The sequence below is a fragment of the Capnocytophaga sp. oral taxon 329 str. F0087 genome, assembly GCF_000213295.2.
Taxonomy (GTDB): domain Bacteria; phylum Bacteroidota; class Bacteroidia; order Flavobacteriales; family Flavobacteriaceae; genus Capnocytophaga; species Capnocytophaga leadbetteri_A.
In genome coordinates this window covers 24,386-46,406 of sequence record NZ_KN389991.1, presented here as the reverse complement: position 1 = coordinate 46,406, position 22,021 = coordinate 24,386, and the positions used below count along the sequence as shown (strand labels likewise).

Genomic DNA, 22,021 nt, shown 5'->3' with positions numbered 1-22,021 from the left:
ATACGCCTCTACAATGGCGAGGAAATACAAGAAGCCCTTATCGAGGCTTATGATAATTATGGTTCTGATGAAACGACTATTATAGTGCGCGCTAATAAGCGCGCTGTGGATTGGAATCAACAAGTGCGACGCGTTATCCTAGAGGCTGAAGACGAAATAGAGGTTGGCGACCTGCTAATGGTAGTTAAAAACAATTATTTTTGGTGCAAAGACAACCCTAAAATCAGTTTTATTGCCAACGGCGACACTATAGAGGTAGTAGAGATACTCGGTTTTTACGAAAACTACGGATTTCGTTTTGCCGAGATTACCGCTCAGCTCATCGACTACCCCGACCAACCGCCTTTTGATACGGTTGTCCTGCTCGACACCCTCACTTCTGACTCGGCTGCCCTTAGTCCTGCCCAAAGCCAATCGCTGTATGAGGAGGTGCTAAGCGAATACGCCGAGGCTCCCTCTACCCATCAGCAGTACCAGCAACTGAAGCAAAACCCTTATTACAACGCTTTACAGGTGAAGTTTGCCTATGCTCTAACCTGCCATAAAAGTCAGGGGGGGCAATGGGATATTGTCTTTATAGAAAAACCTTACCTCCCCCCTGATTATGTAATTGATGAGAGTTATTACCGCTGGCTTTACACTGCGCTGACCCGCGCTAAACGCAAGGCTTATTTAGTAGGTTTTAGCGATGATGATTTTATAGACACCTCATCCGATTAGCCTTTTCATAGATTTTTTTTCTAAAGCCACCTACCCTATACAAACGATATAGAAAGGATATAGGAAGACTATAGGAAAAGCAGAAATTTACCGAAGTACAATCATCTACTAATCGCCCTAAAATCAGAAAAATATTTTATCGAGGGTAAAAGTATGTATGCCCTTAGTTGCCACACCTACCTCGTGCTGCATTCTTGCGGCTAAGACAGCCGTAGGCATAGGGCGATAACGTCTAAATAATCCTAATTTATTAAGGAAATTAATTGCTTTCACAGTAGAATTTTCCCCTCCCCTATCGTTGTTAGAGCGAATGAGTATAGAGGGTTGAAAGATAAGCAAGCGCGGAAAGTTAAGTTTTTTAACTGCCTCTTCTAAAGCCCCTTTCATACGGTTGTAGAACAGTTTAGATTGCGCCTTAGCTCCAGCTGCCGACACCAATACGAAGGTAGGTACTCCGTTATTCTTGCAATGCTCAGCAAAAGCGTACTGATAGTCATAATCCACCCGCCATTGAGCATCTTTGCTACCTGCCACGGCTAAGGTAGTTCCCAAGCAAGAAAAAGCCACATCGCCGTGCAGCAAATCTGCCCACGCCTCAGGGGTATCAAAATCAACCACGTGAGCGTGTAGCTTGGGGTGGGTGAGGGCTAAGGGTTTACGCACAAAGCAATGTACTTCAGCATAAGTGTCGTCAGCTAAAAGTTGCGACAATAAATCTTTTCCGGTAGCGCCCGTAGCGCCGATGATAAGTGCTTTCATAATAATTGATTTATTAGTGCAAAGATATAAAAAATAGTCATCAATTATGATTAAAAAGTATTTTTTACTATTTTTGCCGCCTCATAACTTATAAACTATGGTACAATATTTCCCTTACTTATTACTTTTGATGGTGGCTATTATGCTACTGATAATGTTTGCAAACCGGCTCAAGGTAGCGTACCCTATTCTTTTGGTGTTAGGAGGATTGGCAATTAGCTTTATTCCCAATGTCCCAACCATTACACTGAATCCTGATTTGGTACTCATCATTTTCTTACCGCCTCTTCTGTATGCCGATGTTTTTTCGCTATCACTGAAAGAGATGTGGAAGTGGCGCCGCATTATCTTTAGCTTTGCCTTTATTGTAGTTTTTATTACGGCTGCTGCGGTGGCGTGGGTAGCCAATATGGTATTCCCTGGGTTTTCATTGGCTTTAGGATTTCTTTTAGGGGGCGTGATAGGCTCTACCGATGCGGTGAGTGCTTCAACGATAATGAAGTTTGTAAAGGTACCCAAACGCATTTCAACCATCATAGAAAGTGAAAGTTTGCTGAACGATGCTTCATCCCTGATTGTGTTTAGGTTTGCGGCTTTGGTAGTAACTACCGGTCAGCTGGTATGGACGGATATAGCGCTAAATTTCCTTTGGGTAGTTATTGGCGGAACGCTTATAGGCTTGGCAGTAGCGTGGGTGATGCGCAAGCTAAACAAATTTTTCCCTACCGATGCTAATATGGATATTATCCTTACCTTTATTGCTCCTTATATAATGTATATTGTAGCTAACGAAATGGGAGTGTCGGGAGTGTTGGCAGTAGTGGCTGGGGGTATGTATATGTCGTTCCACATTACTAGTATTCTTGCTGCCTCTACATACAACAAAGCGGTAGCGGTATGGGATATTTTAGGCTTTGTACTCAATGGTCTTGCCTTTATGCTGATAGGTCTTGCTTTGCCTGATGTACTCGAGAGTATAGAAGCCGAAGGTATGAGTCTTGCTACAGCTACAAATTATGGGTTGCTCATCACAGGGGTAGTAGTAGGGGTACGACTGCTATCGTCATACGGGGCTTTACTCATTACTCAAGTAATGAAACACTTTATCACAGTAGCCGACAGGCGGAACCTTGGCTTTCGGTTACCTTTGGTACTTGGTTGGGCAGGAATGCGCGGGGTGCTTTCACTAGCGGTAGCCCTTTCTATTCCTCTAACTTTAGAGAACGGTGAGCCTTTTCCGCATCGCAGCCTGATTCTCTACATTACTTTTATAGTGATATTGGCAACCCTACTGGCACAAGGACTTAGTTTGCCAGCGCTTATCCGATGGGCTAAATTCCCTGATTATGAAGACCATATTCCTGAAGCTGAAGCCGAAAGTCTTATTCGTAAATCATTAGCGCAAGCGGCTTTAGATTATATGCAAAAGCATTACAAAGAAGGAATAAACGATAGTCTTCTATTACAGAATCAGAAAGATATATGGCAATACCAACTCGATTTGTCGAAGAGCAATACTACTCCTGAAGAGCGAAAGAAATACATTGCTATTTTGCATCATCAGCGGGAAATATTGCACCAACTGAATAAGAACCCACGTATTGATGAGGAGCAAATACGCAATTTCCACCGACAGTTGAACTTAGAAGAAGAAAAATGGGAAGTTAATTAATATTATAGGGGGCGAATAAGATAGATGTTTCGTAGTGGAATATCTTTAGCAAAGTGCTGTTGTAGGGTCATAAGTTTGCTATATTATGAAATCTATTCTGTAAAATATGTATTCTCTCTAAAAGTGTATTAAAAGGCAATGAATTTCCATATATCATTGAATCCTGCATTTCTCGATAGTCTTTTTCCCATATAGCTACTACATTAGAGGGAGGTATTAATTGTATTCTTTTTCGTATATCAGGCGTATAATCTACTCCTAAAACACTAGTAAAGAGTTTTCTATGGTGCGTAATAGTCTCCCACAATTCATTGTTACTGATAGCTTCTATCGCAAAAAGTTCGTCCATCATTTTCTCTAAATCATACAAGTGTCGTGATTTTCTCTCTGCCTTATCTCCTTTGTGAGTAGTAAATAATTCGTGTAATAGAAAGGCTTTTTCTAAAAAAGTCTTAGCAGGAGAGGCTGTTGTAATAATTACAGAAACTATATCTGTTTCAATTTGTTGAAAAGTAGAGGTTATTAAGCTCTTAACTTGTGTAGGCTCTGTAGGTTCAAAAAGCGAACGAGTACCCACTTCTAAAACTACCTTTGGCTGTAAATAGCCTATATTAGCAAATAATGATTGGTAAAAGACTTCTATTTTTCTGGGTTCAGGATAGGTGCTGTCGCCTTCTCCATTAGGTTGCGCTACAATAGTACAATACTTCTGTAATCCGAAATTTTCTATAGCTTGTTTGAGTGCTATAGTAAAGTCTTTTTCAACAAACAAAGATGATTGTTTCCTAAGTTGTTTGATTTGTTTCTTCGTCAAATCTCCCTTATAACCAAAATAGTTGCGGTCAATGACCAAATCTATATCCTCTGAAAAACGATGAATTAACCCATAAGATTTACTAAGAGAAGTACCTCCTTTGAAAAGAAGTTGGCTTGCAAAAGGCAATGTAAATAAAAGCTGTAAAAGAGTTGTTACCCATAAATCTTTTTCTACAGCTTGCATAGGGAGTCCTACACGTGCAGCGGTTTGGGTAATCACCGTTTTCTGTTGTTCTGGTGTGAGGTTAAAGTAATTCATATAGTTGCTTTATAAGGGTTCTTATCCAAGAGGGCATCAGTTTATAATCTACAGATATTTTACTTTCTGGAATATTCAAGAGTACTTTTTTTAAGGCTTCAATATGTTCTTGTGTAATATGTGGTGTTCCTATCTCTTTCAAGGCAAAAACTATTAGTTGGGCTGTTTTATTCTGAAAAGAAAGGTTTTTAGGGGTGGTGTGTTTAAAGCTGAGCTGACGTCCGTCAAACAGCTGAATTTTGCGAGCAGTACCATCGGTCATAAACACTATATTCATTGGTACTTGTGTGGTTAGCCCCAGTATATTCATCGCATAGGCACCTGCAGGAGCAATACGAGTTTTATCACGCTTGGCAATACTTTGAGCAATCTGCTCATAAGAAGGATAAAGCAGCCCTAAGCCTAAAGTTTTATCGTACTTAGGATAATAATAAATACCACGAGCTATACGAATGAGCTTGCCTATATGGGTAAGCCGTTCTAATGATTTGAGTATGGTTTTCATTTCTGCTAAGGAGACAAAATCAGTAGGAAAAAATATATTTCCCCTTCCGCATTTTGACAACTTTCTAAGTATTTTATCATCAGTACTTTCCATACTATATAAGCTATTGTTTTGTCGCAAAAATACACTTTTTTTGCGACAAAACAAGTTTTTCTTTCTTTTATTTTATCGGTATACTTATTCCTACTGAAAAACGGAATTTTCCCGTCTGAAAAGGGTAGTTATCATTTGTTTTGCCCCAAGGGAAAGCGTAACCTGCTTTTACATAGAGTATGAGGATTTGTATACCCGCTTCAGGGGCGAAGTAGTAAGGCGAAAAATTGAGCTGGGGGCGCAATAATAAGACTGGAATATCAACAAAGCCTCCACGCTCATTATCTGCTCTTATCCAAGCCGAGAGTTGTGCTTCGGGGATAGCGATAAGTTGTTTGTTCTCTGAGCGGAAGTTACCAGCAATACCCGCTGATAGTGCTATATTATAGCTATCATAGCAATTGAAATGCAAGCCTAATTGCCCATAGGTAGACCCTTGTTTGAGGTAACTAGCGTCTATTACGAATAGAAGCTCTTTAGAAGTTTGGGCTACAGCAGGAAGTGTAGCCCCTATCAATAGAAGTAAAAAAAGTTTTCTCATCAAGCTGTTATTTTTTTAGCATCAGTATATTAACTTCTTGTATAAAAAAGTCTATATTTTGATGGAGTGAATGTATTACCGACTGCATTTGGTCGAACATCTCGGCACGGGTATGCAAATCGCCTGCATAATAGATACCCCCATCGCTGAAAAGCACTGCTTTTAGAGCCTTTTCTTTGTCATTATCAAAAAGATTCTTTACCCACCTTTGCTGCATATGCTGCAAAATAGAACCTTCTCCTGAATTGGTAAAGCGGTGTTCGTTAATCATATACCACACAAAAGGAGGAAACTCGCCATTATTCTTTTCGGTCATAAAGCAGCGCAACAAGTTGCGCGGGTGTTTTAGCATTACCTTTTTCCCTTTTGGATTAAGGGTGAGGAAACTCAGTCCTGCGCCGATCACACCTCCTCCTGCAGCAATACCTTTATCCCAGCCATCGTCTGCTATATAAGCTCCTGCTACCGAAACGGCAGCCCCAATAAGAATGGAAGCAACCGTAAGCCTGCTGATATTTTTATCATTGAGGTTGCTAATGGTAGTCGCTATTTGGTCTATCCGTTCTTCTTCGCAATCTAATTCTGCAGTTACGGCATTCATCTGCGAGAAAATAGCTGTAATCTTACTATGGATTTCTAATTGCAGCGTGTTGCGCTTTTGTTGGGCTTCACTAGAAGGGTTGTCGTCTAAGGCTATTAGTGCCAACAAAGGTTTATCAATATGAGAAGCGTATGCGATAAGAATGTTTCTGTCAGATAACTTTCCTTTAAAAAGCGTCTTATTCAATGCAAATTCTTCAGCATCTATTTCGATAGGCGCTTCTTTATCCGAAGTTATGGTATATGCGGGAGGAACGCAATAATCCTCAGGGGCTATAATTTTCTTAGGAGAAGCACACCCTACGCAAAGCAATAGGAGGAACAAACAAAGGAGTTTTAAGCTGTTTTTCATAACTATTTAATACGTTTTTACTTTAATATTTTAAGGAAGATTTATTTTTTTAAGTTCGCCGGCAGGTGTTAAGAACATCACTTCTTTGTTCTTGTTTTTTTCAGTACGATTGATACTCATCTTCATCTCGTAAATGAGTTGTATAACAGGCTCTACGATGATAGGGTTAAGCACTACATCAAAATCTTTATCAGCGATAGGCTGGTAGTACTGCGTTGTAGATTTATTAGCTTGCAGTATATTGCCTGCGCGTTTGCCTTGCAATGAAGCGCTGTTATAGGCTTCGTAGCTCTTGTATTGCTGAGAGGGTGATGTCTGTGCAAAGCCATCGGTTATTTTCTTTTCAGCAGTGGCAAAGCTCTCGCCAAGGGTGGTTTCATAAAGCTTTTGTTTTTCGGTAAAAGCAGCTTTTACTTTGGTCATCAGTTCTTTTTTTACCGCCTCAAGATTGCTGGCGTAGTAATCCATTCGCACCAAATCGTAAATCTCGCTGTTAGAGAGCAAGATGATGAGTTCATTCAGCTGAGAAGCTTCTTTTATTTTGATATGAAGATTTTGTTTGAGTTCGAAGCCTACGGGCAGTTCGTTGTAAGTACGCTTGCTAAACACTTTTTTCTCAGTTTCGTATTCGTACATAGGCACGAACGAAATCATATCTACAAAAGTTTCAAAGTTTTTAGCTTTAAGAGCCGATAGAGCAGACGAAAGGCGCTGGTTCATCAGTTGCGTAGCTTCTTCAGCAGTTTTGCCTACTTGCACTACACTAAAAATAGCCACAAAGGCATCGGCTTTTACATTCGCCAAACCTTTGGCTGTTACTACCATTTCGTAATTAAGAGGAAAATCAATAGTAGTATCATCATTATTCCAGCTATTACGGCTTCTGTCTTTATAATTTACATTGCCTGAGGCTTGAGAAAAGGCAAAAGAAGAGCACACTACGGCAGCGGTTAAAAAAAGAGATTTAAGCATAATATAGGGGTTTTATGATTTGACATTTTCTATTACAGCGGCTTGAGTTGGGCATACGCCGTTTATACGGTCGCCTATCCCTTCGTAGCGCACTTGGTATTGCGGAAAGGCAGCTGTTACTTCGCTGATGAAAGCCCTGAATTGGGTATCGTCCCACTCAAAATGGTGGTCTGAATGCCGCAAAGCGCTGTCGGGGTCTTCAAAGTAATGTACATTGAAGCGGCTATCAGGGGTGGTGATAATCATTTTGTGGAAAGGTATTTGCAAGCAGCGCGTTACTAAGGCTTTCGCCTCTTCGGGGGTATTGTGTTCTATTACCTCCGTCAGCAGTATATTCACCGGTTTAGTATAGGCAAAATCGTCTAAGCTCTTTAGGAATACGAGGTTATCAGCCTCCATCTTCTCTCTAAGCGTTTGAACGTATGCCGCTACCTCAGGGTCTATATCTGTAGCAAAATACGGCTGCTTATAGTTGTAATTCTTGCGCATAAAGCGGCGGTAATATTTGAGTTCGCCACAACCAATATCTAATACAGGGGTTTCAAAACCAAATTCATTAATAACAAACGCCATACGGCTGCCGTGAGTATCGGTAAACTGGAAGTCGATATTAAGCCCTTTAGTGCTGAAATAGGCTTCAAACGCCCCTTTTATCTCACTTAATTGGCGTTCGCTCTTCACAGCACGCTTAATAAATAAGTAGAATACAAAATACGGCACATCGTCTATATTAGTGAGGATACGAGCGTATTTCTGCGCAAATGAGTCGTCTATATAAGTGTATTCGCCGTACTCATTAGTGATATGGGTAATCACAGCTATAAAACTGAGTAGGTTAATAGCTTCAAAAATAGTCTTACCCTCGACCTTAAGGGCTACATTGTTGCCAATAAGGGGAGTGATATGGCAATTTTTGAAGTAACGAGCCAATAAGAATTCACCATTTTTATACCAAGACGAATTGATATACAGATTTTTAACCTCTATAGTGCAGGGCATTGTATCTACCTCTTTGCGCGGCTGCCCTAACCATTTTATTGATTGCTGAAAATAGGCTTCTTTCTCTTGCAATTGGTCTTTGAAAAACTCATTGCAGCAGTGCAATATCACTAAGGGAGAACAGTAGCTCTGAAAGTCAATTTGGTTGCTTTCCTCGGGCAGATAGCTATAACGGGTATCCTGAAAAACCACATCATACTGATGAGCGCTTACCGCATTGCCCACTAACTGACCATTGCGCAAGGCTTTGGCATAGATACCAAAGTCAGTTTCTGGATTTTTGTTTAGCACGTCTAATAGCTGCGGATTCTGAGAATGTATCTGTATAATCATCTGTCTCTCTGTTTTTTTTACATTTAGTGTTTCGTATTTGCAAAGATAATATATTTTTTTTATTTTTGCGGCAAATTTTAAAATTAACACAAATGTCTAATACTCAATTGACACCCGAACAATACGAATTGTTTAAAAATGCTGAAACTTACCTAAAACAAAAACGCCTCTTATACATTCACTTTTTCGTGTTTGTATTAGGATGCGTTTTCTTTTTTGTTGCTAATAAAATCTTAGATTACGGAGTGGAGTACAACTGGTACTTGTGGCTCTCTCTTATCTGGCTTTTTTTATGGTTGTGGCACGCTATGAATGTGTTTGTCTTCAATCGTTTTCTAGGAAAAAAATGGCAAGAGAAACAACGCGAACAGCTTATTGCTGCCCAACAGAAGAAACTTATAAAAATGGAAGCAGCTGTAGAAAGAGAATTTGAATTGCAGAAAGAGCAAGCTAAAAAAGAATTAGACGCTGCCGACACTTCTAACACCCGCACCGTATGATTACCCTAATAGCTGCTGCCGCTGATGACAATGCTATCGGCAAGGGCAGCAACCTACTATGGCATTTGCCTAAAGACTTCAAACATTTCAAAAACCTTACTACGGGGCATTGTATTATTATGGGGCGCAAGACTTTCGAGACTTTCCCGAAGCTGCTGCCCCAACGCACCCACATAGTTATCACCCGCCAAAGAGATTACACCCCCGAGGGGGTAATAATAGTAGGCTCTCTACAGGAAGCTATCCGCGAGGCTTTGCTAATAGACCCTTGCCCTTATATCATTGGGGGGGGCGAAATCTACGCACAAGCCCTCCCCTTGGCTGATGCTATCGAGCTGACCCGCGTACATCACACTTTTGCTGAAGCTGACGTCTTCTTTCCTCCTATTCCTCCTACCCACTTTACTTTAGTAAGTAAGGAACACGTAGCTGCTGACGAAAAGCACCTATACCCCTTCACTTTTGAACGATACATTAAAGTTGATAATTAGCCATTAGAGAAGTGTTCGTATACTTTTTTGGCTCTGTGACCTATTACTTTGGTGAGATCTTCTAATGAGGCTTCTTGTATGCGCTTCACTGACTTAAAGTGCTGTAGCAGTAGTTTTTGCGTCTTTTCTCCTATTCCCTCTATACTGTCTAATTCTGACACTATAGCCGATTTGCTGCGTTTTTGGCGGTGAAAAGTAATACCAAAGCGGTGCGCCTCATCGCGTAGCTGCTGAATTACGCGCAGTGTTTCTGACCGCTTGTCTAAATACAGCGGTACACTATCTTCTGGGAAGTAGATTTCTTCTAATCGTTTAGCAATACCGATAATCGCTATTTTACCCCTTAATTCTAACTGTTCAAGGGCTTTGAGAGCTGATGATAGTTGCCCTTTGCCCCCATCAATGATGATGAGCTGCGGCAGAGACTGCCCTTCATCAAGCAAACGCCTATAACGGCGATAGACAGCCTCTTCCATAGAAGCAAAGTCATTAGGTCCTTCTACTGTTTTTACATTGAAATGACGGTAATCTTTCTTACTCGGCTTAGCATTTTTGAATACTACACAAGCCGAAACCGGATTGGTACCTTGTATATTAGAGTTGTCAAAACACTCTATATGCACCGGTGGCACTGATAGGTGCAGGTCGCGCTGCATTTGGGTAAGAATACGATTGGTATGGCGCTCTGGGTCTACTATTTTCTCTTGTTTGAAGCGTTCTTGTCTGAAGTGTTTAGCATTGCGCACCGATAGCTCTAATAGCTGTTTTTTCTCACCTGCTTTGGGGATAGTAAGCTGCAGTCCTTCTGAAAGGGTTACTTCAAAAGGCGTAATAATCTCTTTAGAAGTAGAATAAAAGCGCTCTCTGATGTCTATAATAGCATATTCTAATAACTCTCTATCCGTCTCCTCTAACTTTTTCTTAATTTCGAGGGTATGAGCCCTCACGATAGCCCCATATGCTACCTGCAAAAAGTTCACATAGCCATATTCTTCATCTGAAACAATAGAAAACACATCTACATTGCTAATCTTACTGCTGACTATAGTCGATTTTGCCTGATAGTTTTCAAGAGAAGTAATCTTTTGCTTGATAAGGTGTGCTTCTTCAAAGCGCATCTCTGTAGCCAACACATTCATCTCTTCTTTAAATCGGGTAAGGGCTTCTTTAAAATTTCCTTTGAGTATCTCTACTATCTGCTGAATATTGTTATTGTAGTCCTCTTCTGTCTGTAGCCCTTCGCAAGGCCCTTTACAGTTTTTTAAATGGTATTCTAAGCATACCTTAAACTTGTGATTGGCAATATTTTGAGGAGATAAGTCGTAAGTACAGTTGCGCAATGGAAAGAGCTCTTTTATCAAATCTAAAAGAGTGTGAACGGTTTTCATACTCGTATAAGGACCAAAATAGAGAGAACCATCTTTAACAATTCGGCGAGTGGAAAACACTCTCGGAAATCGTTCTTTCTTCACACATATCCACGGGTAGCTCTTATCGTCTTTAAGCAACACATTATAGCGAGGTTGATATTTCTTAATAAGGTTATTCTCTAATAGCAACGCATCGCTTTCAGTAGCTACTACTATGTGTTCTATGCGCACTATTTTCTTTACCAATACTCGAGTCTTGGCATTGTCGTGTGTCTTCTGAAAGTATGACGATACTCTTTTTTTTAGATTGATAGCCTTACCTACATAGATAAGTATATCGGTATCATCGTAGAACTGATAAATACCGGGGGAGGTTGGTAGGGTCTGGAGTTGTAATTCAATAGACAATTAACAGCTTACAATTTAATGAATAATTAATAATTAAAAAAGACGCTGCCATTAGCAGCGTCTTTTATTTTATTGGAGTAAAAAGATTGATACAAATTATTTTACCAAGTTGATTTCAACGCGGCGATTAAGTTCTCTACCTTTCTTAGTTTTGTTAGAAGCGATAGGTTTTTCAGGGCCGAAACCTTTAGCAGAAAGACGAGCAGGATTAATACCTTTGTCTACTAAGTAAGCCTTAACTGAGTAAGCTCTATCTTCAGAAAGTCTTTGATTTTTATCCTTGTTACCAGAGGTATCGGTATAACCTTCTACTGAGAATTTAGAGTTTTTGTATTTATTCAATACGTTAACGATATTATTCAATACAGTAGCAGACTCAGGACGGATAGTAGATTTACCAACATCAAATAGGATAGTTTTTGCAAAGCTATTCAATTGAGTTTGTACTTCTTGAGTCACTTCAGGACAACCTTTGTTAGAAGCTGGCCCAGCTTCTTCTGGACATTCGTCATCTTTGTCAAGTACACCATCACCATCTCTATCTGGCCAAGGGCAACCGTTATTTTCTTTAGGACCTGCTTGTTGTGGGCATTTATCGTCTTTATCAGCGATACCATCGTTATCAGCATCTGGGCAACCTTTAAGTTCTGGTTTACCAGCTACTTCAGGGCACTCATCGTCTTTATCAGCGATACCGTCACCATCTGTATCAGGGCAACCGTTGAATTCTTTAAGACCGAACACATCTGGGCAAGAGTCTTCAGCATCAGTAATTCCGTCACCGTCAGCATCTGGACATCCGTTAAGTTCTGGTTTACCAGCTACATCTGGACATTTATCGTCTTTATCAGCTACACCATCGTTATCGCGGTCTTGTTTACCAAATTTGATAGTGATTCCCAAAGCGTGTTGGAAATAGTTTTCTGTTGACTCAGACTTCATTGTTGGGTGATAAGCAGTTTGTAGGTTAAGACCGATATTATCAGTAAACCAGAAGTTAGCACCAGCACCTACTAAAGTACGGAATTTACCTTCGTTGTCGATAGCTGCATAACCTCCCCCTACTTGAGCGTATGGGTCAAACCATCTTGCACCACTCCACAAAGTGTTCAAGTGGTATTGAGCTGCTAAGTTTACAGCCCAGAATGACTGATCTACTTTGTTATCAAGGTCTTTGTTATAACCATAACCTTTCTCAATTTTGTTTAGAGACCCTGAAAGTTCTGCAGAAAAGCCCTTTCCGATGTATCTACCTACTGAAAGACGCGATACTGCAGGAAGAATGTTCAAATCGCTTGGTCCTGCCCAGTCTTTTAATACATCCCCAAAATCTTTAGGAGTACGGATATCAACGGAGTTTACTCCAAATCCTATTTGCCAAGGATTGTTTTCATCTTGTGCTTGAGCCCCTACTGAGAAAGCAGCAGCTAAAGCAAATAAAGTTACTTTGATTTTCTTCATACTTAAAAATGAATTTGATTACTATTTAAAAATTTGCTGCAAATATAAGTATTATTTTAATATGTTAGTATTTTACAAGCATTTTTTTTGTGAAATTTAACATTCCATAAGAAAACAATACTCATAAAATACTAACAATCAATAATTTAACATTATAACCATTTTACTAAAGCAAAGTCTTGACGATGTGGCAAGTGCTCATTTTTAGGGAAAATGCGTATCGCAAGATGCAATGCTCCTGGGTATTCTGATGCTATTTCTATCTGATAAGTAGCCCTGCTGCCCTCGTGAGACACCAAATTGAACTCTGATGTTGATAATACTTTTATCTTTTCATCTTTCTGTTCTGCTACTACTACCTCTACCCCTACATCTTTAGGGTCGAGTTCTGAAACGTCTAAGGTTATCTCTCCTTTGTAAGTCTTACCTATCGAGATGATTTGCTCATTGCGGTTAGGCACTTTAAAGTCAACTACTTTTATATTATCCCATTCTTGAGTTACGCGGCGTTTCCAATCAGAAAGCTGTATCGCTAGATTGAAACGATTATCTTTTAGCTTAGTAACGCGCTCAGTCATTGGGAAATAATATTGGTTTTCGTAGTCGGTAAGCATACGTGTAGTGGTAAAGTTTACCGCTACTTTGGCTATCGTATTCTTGATAAGGGCACACCAACGAGATGATATGCCATCTTTGTTCTTATCGTAGAATATAGGCGCAATTTCGTCTTCAATGATGTTGTAAATCATTTCAGCGTCCATCTCGTCTTGATACTGTTGATTTTCGTAAGCGCGCTCCATTGGCAGTGCCCAGCCGGCATCTTCGCGATAGCCTTCTACCCACCAACCATCTAACACGCTAAAGTGCATAGTACCGTTCATCGCTGCCTTTTCGCCACTGGTTCCAGAGGCTTCTAAAGGTCGTGTAGGGGTGTTCATCCATACGTCTACCCCTTGTACCATATGGCGTGCCAACTCCATATCGTAGTTAGGTATGAAGATGATTTTGCCTAAGAATTGCGGTAGCTTAGAGATTTCCACGATATTTTTTATCAAATCTTGCCCCGCTTTATCGGCAGGGTGTGCTTTACCTGCAAAGATAAACTGTACAGGGCGGTCAGGATTGTTCACGATGCGGTCTAAACGCTCTATATTAGTAAAGAGCAAGTGGGCGCGTTTGTAGGTAGCAAAACGTCTTGCAAAACCTATAGTTAAGATATCTTCGCGTAGGTTTTCTTTAATTTCTACCAATTGGCGTGGTGAGAAATAAGGTGTATTCTTTTCTAAACGCAATTTTTGTTCTACGCGGCGCAATAGTTTTGAACGCAAAGCGGTTTTTATTTCCCACACACGTTGGTCAGACACCTTATAGATACCTTCAAAACTCTTAGGGTCATAGTGGTGAGTTTTGTAGTCCTTGCCAAATACTTCGTTTTCTACTTCTTTCCACAGCCCTGCCGTCCAAGTAGGTTGGTGTACCCCGTTAGTCACGTAGCTAATGTGTAGCTCTTCAGGCATATAGCCAGGCCATAGGTCTTTAAGTATATCCTTGCTCACCTCGCCGTGTAGCCAGCTCACACCATTCACCTCTTGCGATAGGTTAGCCGCCAAGTTACTCATCGAGAATTTCTCATACGGATCTTCTAACCTTATCTTACCAAGGGCTAAGATTTGCTCCCAGTTAACGTGTAGCTTATCAGCGTATTTTGCTAAATAAGCGTGCAACAGACCTTCTTCAAAAGCATCGTGACCTGCAGGTACTGGGGTGTGAGTAGTAAAGAGCGATGAGGCACGTACTACCTCTAACGCTTCTGAGAAAGCAAGATTGTCATTCTGAATATACTCGCTTAGGCGCTCAAGACCTATAAAGGCTGCGTGCCCTTCGTTGCAGTGGTAAATATCGCTGTCTATACCGAGTTTGCGCAACATCTTAATACCTCCTAAACCGAGTAACATCTCTTGTTTCAGACGATTTTCCCAGTCGCCACCATATAAGTGGTGAGTGATTGAGCGGTCGTCTTCGCGGTTGTTTTCAAAGTCGGTATCAAGTAGATAGAGCTCTATGCGCCCTACATCTACACGCCATACGCGGGCGTAAAGAGTACGACCTGGTAGGTCTATTGATACGATTACCCATTTGCCTGTTTCGTCAGTTACGGGGCTTACTGGTATTTTCGAAAAGTCTTGTGCCTCATAATCAGCTTCTTGGTTACCTGCTGATGATAGTTTTTGGGTGAAATAACCATAGCGGTATAAAAGTCCCACCCCTGTTATTTTGGTAGCCTTATCACTCGCTTCTTTCAGATAGTCACCAGCCAAAATACCCAAACCGCCTGAATAAATTTTAAGCGATGAGTGCAAGCCGTATTCCATACTGAAGTAAGAAACTGATGGCGAAATCATTTCAGCTTTTTTAGCCATATAGGCTTGGAAATCAGCATATACTTTTGATAGATTGCGCATAAACACATTGTCTTGCTCTAACTCTTTATAGCGTTTTAGCGAGATACTGTCTAACAGTGCAATAGGGTTTTTGCGTACCTCTATCCATTTTTCTTTGTCTACGTATTTAAACACTTCGTAAGCCTCATCATTCCAGCACCACCATAGGTTTTTAGATAACTCTTCTAATGGTTGAAGGGCTTCGGGTATAGCACGGTGTATAATTACACTGCGCCAATTAGGGGGCGTTACTACTTTTGATTTTTCTAAATAGGCCACTCCTTCTGTTTCTACAGGTGGCAGTTTTTCTACTCTATCTTCTATATGTTCCAAGGTCAATTCGTAACATTTAATATAATACTTCACTAAATTCTTCCACAAAGCTATCTCCGATACTTTTGCAGCAGTATCGCGGCGGGCTTTTAGGTCTTCTTCTTTACTATCTAATAGGGTAACAAAGTTTTTCACTATAGAAGCTACTACATCGCCATAGTTGCTATCAGTGCGCGTTACTACTTCTATAGCTTTTTGTTTTTCAGGGTAAAAATCATTCACCCACTTGCCAAATCCTGCCAAAGTAGTGGTAATGGTAGGCACTTTAAACGCTAAACTTTCAAGTGGTGTATAGCCCCAAGGCTCGTAGTACGATGGGAATGCAGTGCCGTCAAGCCCTATGAGTAGGTCGTAATAGCTAAGGTTAAACACACCGTCGTTACCATTAAGATAGCTCGGACAGAAAATAACCTTCACCTTGTCTTCTTTGCGGTTGAAAAGCTCTTGCTCATAAATGCGCTTCATTATTACATCGTGGTACACATCAGGCAAGATGTGGGTGAGGTGTTTCTGCTCATTATCAGCCGATTGTTTGGGATTTTTTAGGTTGTTTAGCAAGCCCTGATTAGGAGCATCGTGGGCTGTAGGGATTAGTATATAAGCTACTAATTCTTTCTTGTTTTTAGCATTTCGGTTTAGTGCCCCGAGTGCATCGATAAAGGCATCGATACCTTTGTTGCGAAACTCATATCTTCCGCTGATAGCTACTATTTTAGTATCTTCGCTAATAGGCTGATTGGTAAGTGCTTGTGCTACGTTTATCAGCGTTTTTCTCGCGTCAGAGCGTTTTTTAGCAAAAGTTTTTTCAGCAGGTATAATCTTATCTTCAAAACCGTTAGGAGTGATGATGTCGGTTTGGCGCGCTAAGAAGTGTAACGCTTCTTGTGCAGTGATTTCACTAACGGTAGTAAAACAGTCAGCTACTTTGGCGGTTTCTTTTTCGAGGAAATGTTTGTGTTGCACACCGAATTTGTATGCCATTTCTTCAGGATTGTAGTCCTTCATTGTATTGTAGAGCGGCAGTCCGTTACCAGCAATAGCACGCCCTACTACAGTAGCGTGGGTAGTAAATACCGAACCTATCTTAGGCATTCTCTCTTCTATATATAGCAGACCGCTACCTGTCATCCACTCATGGAAATGGCAAATTACATTTTCGCGCGAAGCGGTGTTAAACTTGGTAAAGCTCTCAATTACCTTCCCTACGGCATAACCGAAAAGCACCGACTCTACATAGTCCCAAGGGCTATTGAAAGAGTCTAAGTGATAGGTGTCCCAATAAAAACGCAGCACATCATTTTTGCTGCTAACATAGTGAGAGAAATCTACAAGTATAACGATAGGGTTACCTTCTATTTTCCAATTCCCCACACGTACTCTCAAGCCTTCAGAAGCGGCTTTAGCTCGCCAAGATTTAAAAAGTTCAGGATTTTCTACAAATTCCTTGTTTTCATTATGCTGCCAAATATCAGGACCTATAAGTATATATTTACTCCTGAATTGCTTTACAATGCTGGCTGCTTTGGTGGCAATGACTGTATGAATGCCCCCCACTTTATTACAAACTTCCCAACTGGTTTCAAATACATAGTCAGGATTTAGTTTCTTTGTGATGCTCATATTATATTACCGTTTATTACGTTAGTTTCTCAGTGGTAGGATAATAATTGTTGTAATTTTGCGACAAAGGTACAAAATAATTAATAATTAACAAACGATAAAGAATATTTTTTATTTTTTTTAAAATTAGCGGTCGTTTATACTAAGATATAGTAACGTTTTCTCCCTATAAAAAAGGCGAGAGATGAATTTTGTATTTCATCTCTCGCCTTTTTTATTTAGAGTATTAATGTCCTAATCTTATTCCTACAGAGAAAGGATATTCGTTTATAGGGTTGTTAGTGAATAGGGGTACCAGACTGTAGCGGGCGTAAAAGGAAAACCAGCCGTAGCCTATATTGGCTGATACACCATATGTCCATTCGTTTACGTTATAGTACTTGCGGTTCATATCCTTGTGGGTACTGCCGTTTTCGGTGTATTTTACTTTCTGTTTGGTAGCGAGCAGTGCTCCTACATAAGCACCCACTCCTGCGTGAAAGCCCATCTGAGCTGGATAGTAGGTCTTGCCTTTGTATTGAACAGGCTCAGTAAAATCAAATTCAAGGCTGATAGGCAAGATAAGGTACATCGTTTTAAATTTTGATTTGATGGTCTCCTTAGGGTAAGGCACTATCTCGGTGATATTGCCGTTTTTCACGAAGTGCTCATCTTCTTTCATTTTGAGTTTGTCCATCATCCACGACAGTCCGTAGTTAAGGTGCAACAGATTGTTGTTCTTAAGCAGACGGGTGTTGCGAATATAGCCTATCTCTACTGATTTTGACCCCCATAGCCTAAAGTGATTATTGCTAAAATGCTCGCTACTATTAAGGTTATGAAAGGCGAGAGCAAAGTAGCCTCCTCCTTGAGTACGCTTGTAGTCGGACTCGTAATAGTCCTCTTCCCTATAGGGCACCTGACCTATATAAATACCGTTATGGCCAATATGAACATAGTTCCTATCAACATATACCTCCGTTCTTTCAGTTTTCGTAGGACGGCTTTCTATATCAACAGAGTCAATAACCTTTTGCATCTCTTTTTTATAGGTGATACTGTCGCTCAAGTGTTTTTCGGCTATACGCTGATGCAATAAAGCTGAGAGTTTTTCTGACTGCTCACGGGTCTTAATTCTAATAGCTTCAGCAGCCTCTTTTGAAGCCTCTCTCTTTAGGTCTCGGCTTTCAATTTCGGTTATTTCTTTGCGGTCTAACCGATACTCAATAGTACGTAGCCGCTCTTTTAGCTGGGCTTTTTCAGCAGTAACAATAGAGTCGATACTGCGTTTAGTTTGGGCGATTTTGTCCTTAAAATCTTGTGCGGTGATGCCCCCAAAAGCTACAATGAGGAACATACATAGAAGTTGTAAGGGTTTCATAGTTTTGACAATTTATTTAAAGTGAATTATTCAGTTACTGTAGCGCGTATCTCATTTCGTTCCACTGTGCTACTATTTTGTTTAGGAATCTTTGTACTTTTTCTTTCATAAGGTCGCGTTCTACCTCAGAAAGCAGTTTGTCAGTAGGGTAATTGGCTGCTACGTAGTTATCGAGCATCTCTTCGGTGGTAGCCATCAGCAAAAGCTCTTGGGGCGATAGGTTTTTAAGCCGTTGTAAGGCGCGTTGCTCTTCACGAGTTTTAAACAAGTGTTGCTCTTTTTCAACCTGCTGCATCACTTCTGCCAAAAGGGCTTCGGTAGAAACATCAGCTAAGAGAGCCTCTACCTCTTCGTCTAACGCTTTATCACTTTTTTTCTGAGGGACAATAGTAGTATTAGCTACCTTATCGGCTACTGTAGGGGGTAGTACTACCGCTGGGGCAGGTGCTACTACATTAGGGGTGGTATCAAGAGGGGTATTAGGTGTCTTATCTTCAGTGGCTACAGTTGTTGTACGGACTTCTTGAGCCGTTGGCAGGCTTATGCGCTCATAAAACACTCCTACAGCTACAGCCAATAGTACACTGGCAGCTACAGCATAATGCCAAATGCGAAAATAAGCCTTAGGACGAACCGCTTTTGCCTCTCTTTGGTCTAATTGCGCCTCTAAGGCAGCCCAAAGGTCACGCTCAGGCGGAATTTCGCGGGTTTGAAACAGGTTTTTTATTTTATTTTTCCACATAATCTCTATTTTTTTATTATTCATTTACCATTTGTTTTAGTCTTTTCTTAGCATAAGCCAATTGCGATTTCGAAGTTCCCTCACTGATACCTAATTCAGCAGCTATTTGCTTATGCGAATAGTCTTCAAACACGTAAAGGTTAAAAACAGCACGACTGGCAGCGGGCAACTGGTCTATAAATTGTTGTATTTGGCTTTCTTCAAAAGCGTACGAGTCTAAATCGGTGTCGTCTATACTGTCGTAAGTGTCGTTCCAATCGGCAAGGGCTACTTTTTGGGTTTTGCTGCGCAAAAAGTCAATACACTCATTTACAGTGATGTGGCGCATCCAAGCATAAAAATGCTCTTGCTCTTGATAGCTATCAATATGGGTGAGTATCTTAAAAAAGGCTCTTAGCAACACATCTTCAGCAAAATGGGCATCGCTAATATACAGTCTGCATACGCTGAGCAGCGAAGCAGCGTACTGGTCGTACAACTGCTTCTGTGCCAAGCGATCTTGTTGTTTTGCTTTTTGTATTAGAAGATGCATAAATTGATTTGCTAATTCACTCTTATAAACGAAGAAAAAATAAAAAGGTTGTAATTGGGGCAAAAAAAATTAGCAAATGACTCATTTGCTAATTGGTTAATTGGCTAACCGACTCATTTGCTAATCACTTCGTAGTCGTAACCTTTAACGGTAAAAGGCATACCTGCTCCGAGATTGACTTGTTGAATTTTGTTATCAGCAAAGCGTATGTAGCATTTGTCGGTAGTAGCATTAAAGTAGATGGCTGCATCGTCTTTGCCGCGTACTTCTACAAACTGATAACCTACCCATATATCGCCTTTGGGGGCAAATACCGATAGCTTTTCAGTAAACGTCTGTTTCTTTTCCGAAGGGTATATTTCTATATAAATAGGTTTTTCAAGCAAGGGGGTGAAAATGTGTTTATCTTTCTCTTTTTTATACTGATAGACCACTACCCGCACCGTTACTAAGTAGAAAGACGATTTACTTACTTCAAGGTTAAACTCGGTCAGCTGGGCGTCTTTCTTTAGGGTGATAAAATCGCCTAATTCGCTATTAATTCCTTTACTACCATAAGGTGAGAAGTAGGTATTCATACCGCCATAAAGATCTATAGGCATCGACGTACCTTTGTCTTTTATGTTGCGAATACGCGGTTTTTTAACCTTTAGGGTGGTGGTCGGCAGCTGTATGTTAGCCTCTTTCAGCACTACTTGCTGCTTGATATCCTTATAGGCTACTACCTTATGTTTATAGCTGATATGCGAAAAGTAGATGCTATCAGTAGGGGCAGCGCGTAGCTTATCTAAAGAGAAGTTGCCGTTTTCATCGCTGATAATGCCTTTATTAGTACCTACAACCCCGATATTAACATATTCTATAGGAGTGTGATGCTCCGATACCACACGCTGCTGCGCCCCTATTGGCAGCACAACAGTTATAAAGAAAATTAAAAATATATGTTTCATTTTGTTATTAGTCGTTAGTCGTTAGTAATTAGTCGTTAGTCTCTAGTTATTAATCATTAGTCATTAGTCAGTCACTTTCTAACGACTAAACACTAACGACTAAACACTAACGACTAAACACTAACGACTATTTTAATATTTGAATCCCTACAGTGAAAGCGCCGTCGTTTCCGCTTTTAAAGAGAGGCGAAAGCTGGTAGCGGAAGTAAAACGAGTAGATTTTATTATAACCTACAGAAGCTGAAAGCCCATAAATCCAAGGGTTAATATTCAGGTCAGTGCGCATTACGCTGCGATAGCGAATGTCATTAGCTTTATACAGCACTTTCTGATTGCTATCAAGCAAGTAACCTGCGTATAGTCCTATACTACCTCTAAAAAATCGCTCTTTCGAGAAATGAAACCCTTTCTTATTAGCAGTCTTAGGTTCGCTATCCCAGTACAAGTCTAATGGCAACATAAGGTATTGAGTGCGCAACAACAGCTTCGAGGTCTCACTGGGGAAAGGCGTAAGGGTAGGCTTCCCCTCATTAAGCACGTAGTACTGATTGTCTTTCATCCGCAACTTATGGTGCACCCACGAAAGCCCAAAGCGCAGCCGTAGGTGTTCATTATTTTTTTGCAAGTACATTGTGTTATAGATACCGAACTCTATCGTACGCGAGCCTAAAAAAGAATAGGGTTTGTTATCCGAAGGAATATAAAAGCCCATAGCGCCATAAACATTAATTTTAGCACTGTCTTTATCATCTTCAGAGGCTTTCTCCGTTTTAGGCTTATTAGCTATCGTATCAAGGGTACTCATCTTCTGTAGCATCTCTTGAGAGAGGTGTTTAGTGGCAAAAGTATCCGTAGGGATAGCCGCAATGCTATCAATATTGATAGTTGGGGCTTTCTGACGGATAAGCTCGGCTAAGCGTTGCCCTTCAGCATAAGTTTTAAGCTTGATATTGCGCTCACGAGTGGTAGAGAGTTCTTTATAGAGCTTGTTATAGACCGTCTTGTCTATCTTCTTCTCTTTCAGCAGACTGTCTATAACATTGTGCTTAGTTCTAAAGAGAGCTCTTTCACTCATCACTATAGAGTCAATAGCGTACTTCGATTGCAAAATTTCCTTTTCAAAAGGATTCTGAGCGCACAGCGCACCGCCCCACAATAGGGCAATTAAGAGGATTACTTTTTTCATATTATT

19 protein-coding genes are annotated in these 22,021 nt (G+C 40.5%); 4 read left to right on the top strand and 15 right to left on the bottom strand.

The genetic code is table 11. From position 1 onward, the window contains the following. Positions 1–720 (top strand): ATP-binding domain-containing protein (locus HMPREF9074_RS12630; RefSeq protein WP_034539674.1); only part of this gene is annotated, 720 nt, incomplete at its 5' end. 123 nt (positions 721–843) lie between these two features. Here HMPREF9074_RS12630 and HMPREF9074_RS03375 read toward each other — a convergent pair. Continuing rightward, the gene (locus HMPREF9074_RS03375) at positions 844–1,479 is read right to left on the bottom strand and encodes an NAD(P)H-binding protein (protein WP_009390493.1); all 636 of its coding nucleotides are present in this window, start codon (positions 1,477–1,479) and stop codon (positions 844–846) included. Positions 1,480–1,576: 97 nt separating this feature from the next. Between HMPREF9074_RS03375 and HMPREF9074_RS03370 the strand changes: the two genes are divergently transcribed. Further along, on the top strand, positions 1,577–3,151 hold the full coding sequence (locus HMPREF9074_RS03370) for a Na+/H+ antiporter (protein ID WP_009390495.1): 1,575 nt from the start codon (positions 1,577–1,579) through the stop codon (positions 3,149–3,151). A gap of 67 nt (positions 3,152–3,218) precedes the next feature. Here HMPREF9074_RS03370 and HMPREF9074_RS03365 read toward each other — a convergent pair whose 3' ends face one another. The 6 genes from HMPREF9074_RS03365 to HMPREF9074_RS03340 form a co-directional block, all read right to left on the bottom strand. Continuing rightward, entirely contained in the window at positions 3,219–4,226 is a 1,008-nt protein-coding gene (locus HMPREF9074_RS03365; protein ID WP_009390499.1) for a nucleotidyl transferase AbiEii/AbiGii toxin family protein, read from the bottom strand. Then, positions 4,213–4,824, bottom strand: a complete 612-nt coding sequence (locus HMPREF9074_RS03360) for a DUF6088 family protein (RefSeq protein ID WP_009390500.1) — start codon at positions 4,822–4,824, stop codon at positions 4,213–4,215. The genes HMPREF9074_RS03365 and HMPREF9074_RS03360 overlap by 14 nt, the downstream gene beginning before the upstream one ends. A gap of 67 nt (positions 4,825–4,891) precedes the next feature. Beyond that, complete coding sequence (locus HMPREF9074_RS03355) at positions 4,892–5,365, bottom strand: hypothetical protein (RefSeq protein WP_009390502.1); 474 nt, start codon at positions 5,363–5,365, stop codon at positions 4,892–4,894. A gap of 7 nt (positions 5,366–5,372) precedes the next feature. Next, positions 5,373–6,317 carry a hypothetical protein gene (locus HMPREF9074_RS03350; protein WP_009390505.1) on the bottom strand — a complete coding sequence of 315 codons (945 nt, stop codon included), beginning with the start codon at positions 6,315–6,317 and terminating at the stop codon, positions 5,373–5,375. 30 nt (positions 6,318–6,347) lie between these two features. Then, complete coding sequence (locus HMPREF9074_RS03345) at positions 6,348–7,289, bottom strand: SIMPL domain-containing protein (RefSeq protein WP_009390508.1); 942 nt, start codon at positions 7,287–7,289, stop codon at positions 6,348–6,350. 12 nt (positions 7,290–7,301) lie between these two features. Beyond that, on the bottom strand, positions 7,302–8,621 hold the full coding sequence (locus HMPREF9074_RS03340; RefSeq protein ID WP_034539687.1) for a methyltransferase domain-containing protein: 1,320 nt from the start codon (positions 8,619–8,621) through the stop codon (positions 7,302–7,304). Between the two features lie 92 nt (positions 8,622–8,713). Here HMPREF9074_RS03340 and HMPREF9074_RS03335 point away from each other — a divergent pair, with 92 nt between their 5' ends. Together HMPREF9074_RS03335 and HMPREF9074_RS03330 are read left to right on the top strand one after the other, a co-directional pair. Next, positions 8,714–9,121, top strand: a complete 408-nt coding sequence (locus HMPREF9074_RS03335) for a 2TM domain-containing protein (RefSeq protein ID WP_009390510.1) — start codon at positions 8,714–8,716, stop codon at positions 9,119–9,121. After that, positions 9,118–9,612 (top strand): dihydrofolate reductase, encoded by a 495-nt coding sequence (locus HMPREF9074_RS03330; RefSeq protein ID WP_009390512.1) that lies wholly within the window; start codon positions 9,118–9,120, stop codon positions 9,610–9,612. The genes HMPREF9074_RS03335 and HMPREF9074_RS03330 overlap by 4 nt, the downstream gene beginning before the upstream one ends. On the opposite strand, the gene uvrC is transcribed toward HMPREF9074_RS03330, so the two are convergent. The 8 genes from uvrC to HMPREF9074_RS03290 all read right to left on the bottom strand — a co-directional run bounded on the left by uvrC (position 9,609) and on the right by HMPREF9074_RS03290 (position 22,015). After that, positions 9,609–11,390, bottom strand: a complete 1,782-nt coding sequence (gene uvrC / locus HMPREF9074_RS03325; RefSeq protein WP_009390513.1) for an excinuclease ABC subunit UvrC — start codon at positions 11,388–11,390, stop codon at positions 9,609–9,611. The genes HMPREF9074_RS03330 and uvrC overlap by 4 nt on opposite strands. 96 nt (positions 11,391–11,486) lie before the next feature. After that, complete coding sequence (locus HMPREF9074_RS03320; RefSeq protein WP_009390516.1) at positions 11,487–12,851, bottom strand: OmpA family protein; 1,365 nt, start codon at positions 12,849–12,851, stop codon at positions 11,487–11,489. 152 nt (positions 12,852–13,003) lie between these two features. Then, on the bottom strand, positions 13,004–17,245 hold the full coding sequence (gene glgP / locus HMPREF9074_RS03315) for an alpha-glucan family phosphorylase (RefSeq protein WP_009390518.1): 4,242 nt from the start codon (positions 17,243–17,245) through the stop codon (positions 13,004–13,006). Positions 17,246–17,471: 226 nt separating this feature from the next. After that, positions 17,472–18,605: a hypothetical protein gene (locus HMPREF9074_RS03310; protein WP_009390520.1), complete on the bottom strand. Its 1,134-nt coding sequence runs from the start codon at positions 18,603–18,605 to the stop codon at positions 17,472–17,474. A gap of 34 nt (positions 18,606–18,639) precedes the next feature. Then, the gene (locus HMPREF9074_RS03305; protein ID WP_009390527.1) at positions 18,640–19,371 is read right to left on the bottom strand and encodes a hypothetical protein; all 732 of its coding nucleotides are present in this window, start codon (positions 19,369–19,371) and stop codon (positions 18,640–18,642) included. Further along, positions 19,364–19,879, bottom strand: coding sequence for an RNA polymerase sigma factor (locus HMPREF9074_RS03300; RefSeq protein WP_009390528.1), 516 nt, complete (start codon positions 19,877–19,879; stop codon positions 19,364–19,366). The genes HMPREF9074_RS03305 and HMPREF9074_RS03300 overlap by 8 nt, the downstream gene beginning before the upstream one ends. A 113-nt stretch (positions 19,880–19,992) precedes the next feature. Continuing rightward, on the bottom strand, positions 19,993–20,829 hold the full coding sequence (locus HMPREF9074_RS03295) for a carboxypeptidase-like regulatory domain-containing protein (protein WP_009390529.1): 837 nt from the start codon (positions 20,827–20,829) through the stop codon (positions 19,993–19,995). 127 nt (positions 20,830–20,956) lie between these two features. Next, the gene (locus HMPREF9074_RS03290) at positions 20,957–22,015 is read right to left on the bottom strand and encodes a porin family protein (RefSeq protein ID WP_009390530.1); all 1,059 of its coding nucleotides are present in this window, start codon (positions 22,013–22,015) and stop codon (positions 20,957–20,959) included. Positions 22,016–22,021 lie beyond the last annotated feature (6 nt).

Excerpts from the sequence above, each read along its gene's own strand:
- HMPREF9074_RS03345 (WP_009390508.1), bottom strand. The coding sequence starts at position 7,289 with ATGCTTAAATCTCTTTTTTTAACCGCTGCCGTAGTGTGCTCTTCTTTT.
- HMPREF9074_RS03375 (WP_009390493.1), bottom strand. The coding sequence starts at position 1,479 with ATGAAAGCACTTATCATCGGCGCTACGGGCGCTACCGGAAAAGATTTA.
- HMPREF9074_RS03295 (WP_009390529.1), bottom strand. The coding sequence starts at position 20,829 with ATGAAACATATATTTTTAATTTTCTTTATAACTGTTGTGCTGCCAATA.
- HMPREF9074_RS03370 (WP_009390495.1), top strand. The coding sequence starts at position 1,577 with ATGGTACAATATTTCCCTTACTTATTACTTTTGATGGTGGCTATTATG.
- HMPREF9074_RS03365 (WP_009390499.1), bottom strand. The coding sequence starts at position 4,226 with ATGAATTACTTTAACCTCACACCAGAACAACAGAAAACGGTGATTACC.
- HMPREF9074_RS03320 (WP_009390516.1), bottom strand. The coding sequence starts at position 12,851 with ATGAAGAAAATCAAAGTAACTTTATTTGCTTTAGCTGCTGCTTTCTCA.
- HMPREF9074_RS03360 (WP_009390500.1), bottom strand. The coding sequence starts at position 4,824 with ATGGAAAGTACTGATGATAAAATACTTAGAAAGTTGTCAAAATGCGGA.
- HMPREF9074_RS03350 (WP_009390505.1), bottom strand. The coding sequence starts at position 6,317 with ATGAAAAACAGCTTAAAACTCCTTTGTTTGTTCCTCCTATTGCTTTGC.
- HMPREF9074_RS03335 (WP_009390510.1), top strand. The coding sequence starts at position 8,714 with ATGTCTAATACTCAATTGACACCCGAACAATACGAATTGTTTAAAAAT.
- HMPREF9074_RS03340 (WP_034539687.1), bottom strand. The coding sequence starts at position 8,621 with ATGATTATACAGATACATTCTCAGAATCCGCAGCTATTAGACGTGCTA.
- HMPREF9074_RS03290 (WP_009390530.1), bottom strand. The coding sequence starts at position 22,015 with ATGAAAAAAGTAATCCTCTTAATTGCCCTATTGTGGGGCGGTGCGCTG.
- HMPREF9074_RS03355 (WP_009390502.1), bottom strand. The coding sequence starts at position 5,365 with ATGAGAAAACTTTTTTTACTTCTATTGATAGGGGCTACACTTCCTGCT.
- HMPREF9074_RS03330 (WP_009390512.1), top strand. The coding sequence starts at position 9,118 with ATGATTACCCTAATAGCTGCTGCCGCTGATGACAATGCTATCGGCAAG.
- glgP (WP_009390518.1), bottom strand. The coding sequence starts at position 17,245 with ATGAGCATCACAAAGAAACTAAATCCTGACTATGTATTTGAAACCAGT.
- HMPREF9074_RS03300 (WP_009390528.1), bottom strand. The coding sequence starts at position 19,879 with ATGCATCTTCTAATACAAAAAGCAAAACAACAAGATCGCTTGGCACAG.
- HMPREF9074_RS03305 (WP_009390527.1), bottom strand. The coding sequence starts at position 19,371 with ATGAATAATAAAAAAATAGAGATTATGTGGAAAAATAAAATAAAAAAC.
- HMPREF9074_RS03310 (WP_009390520.1), bottom strand. The coding sequence starts at position 18,605 with ATGAAACCCTTACAACTTCTATGTATGTTCCTCATTGTAGCTTTTGGG.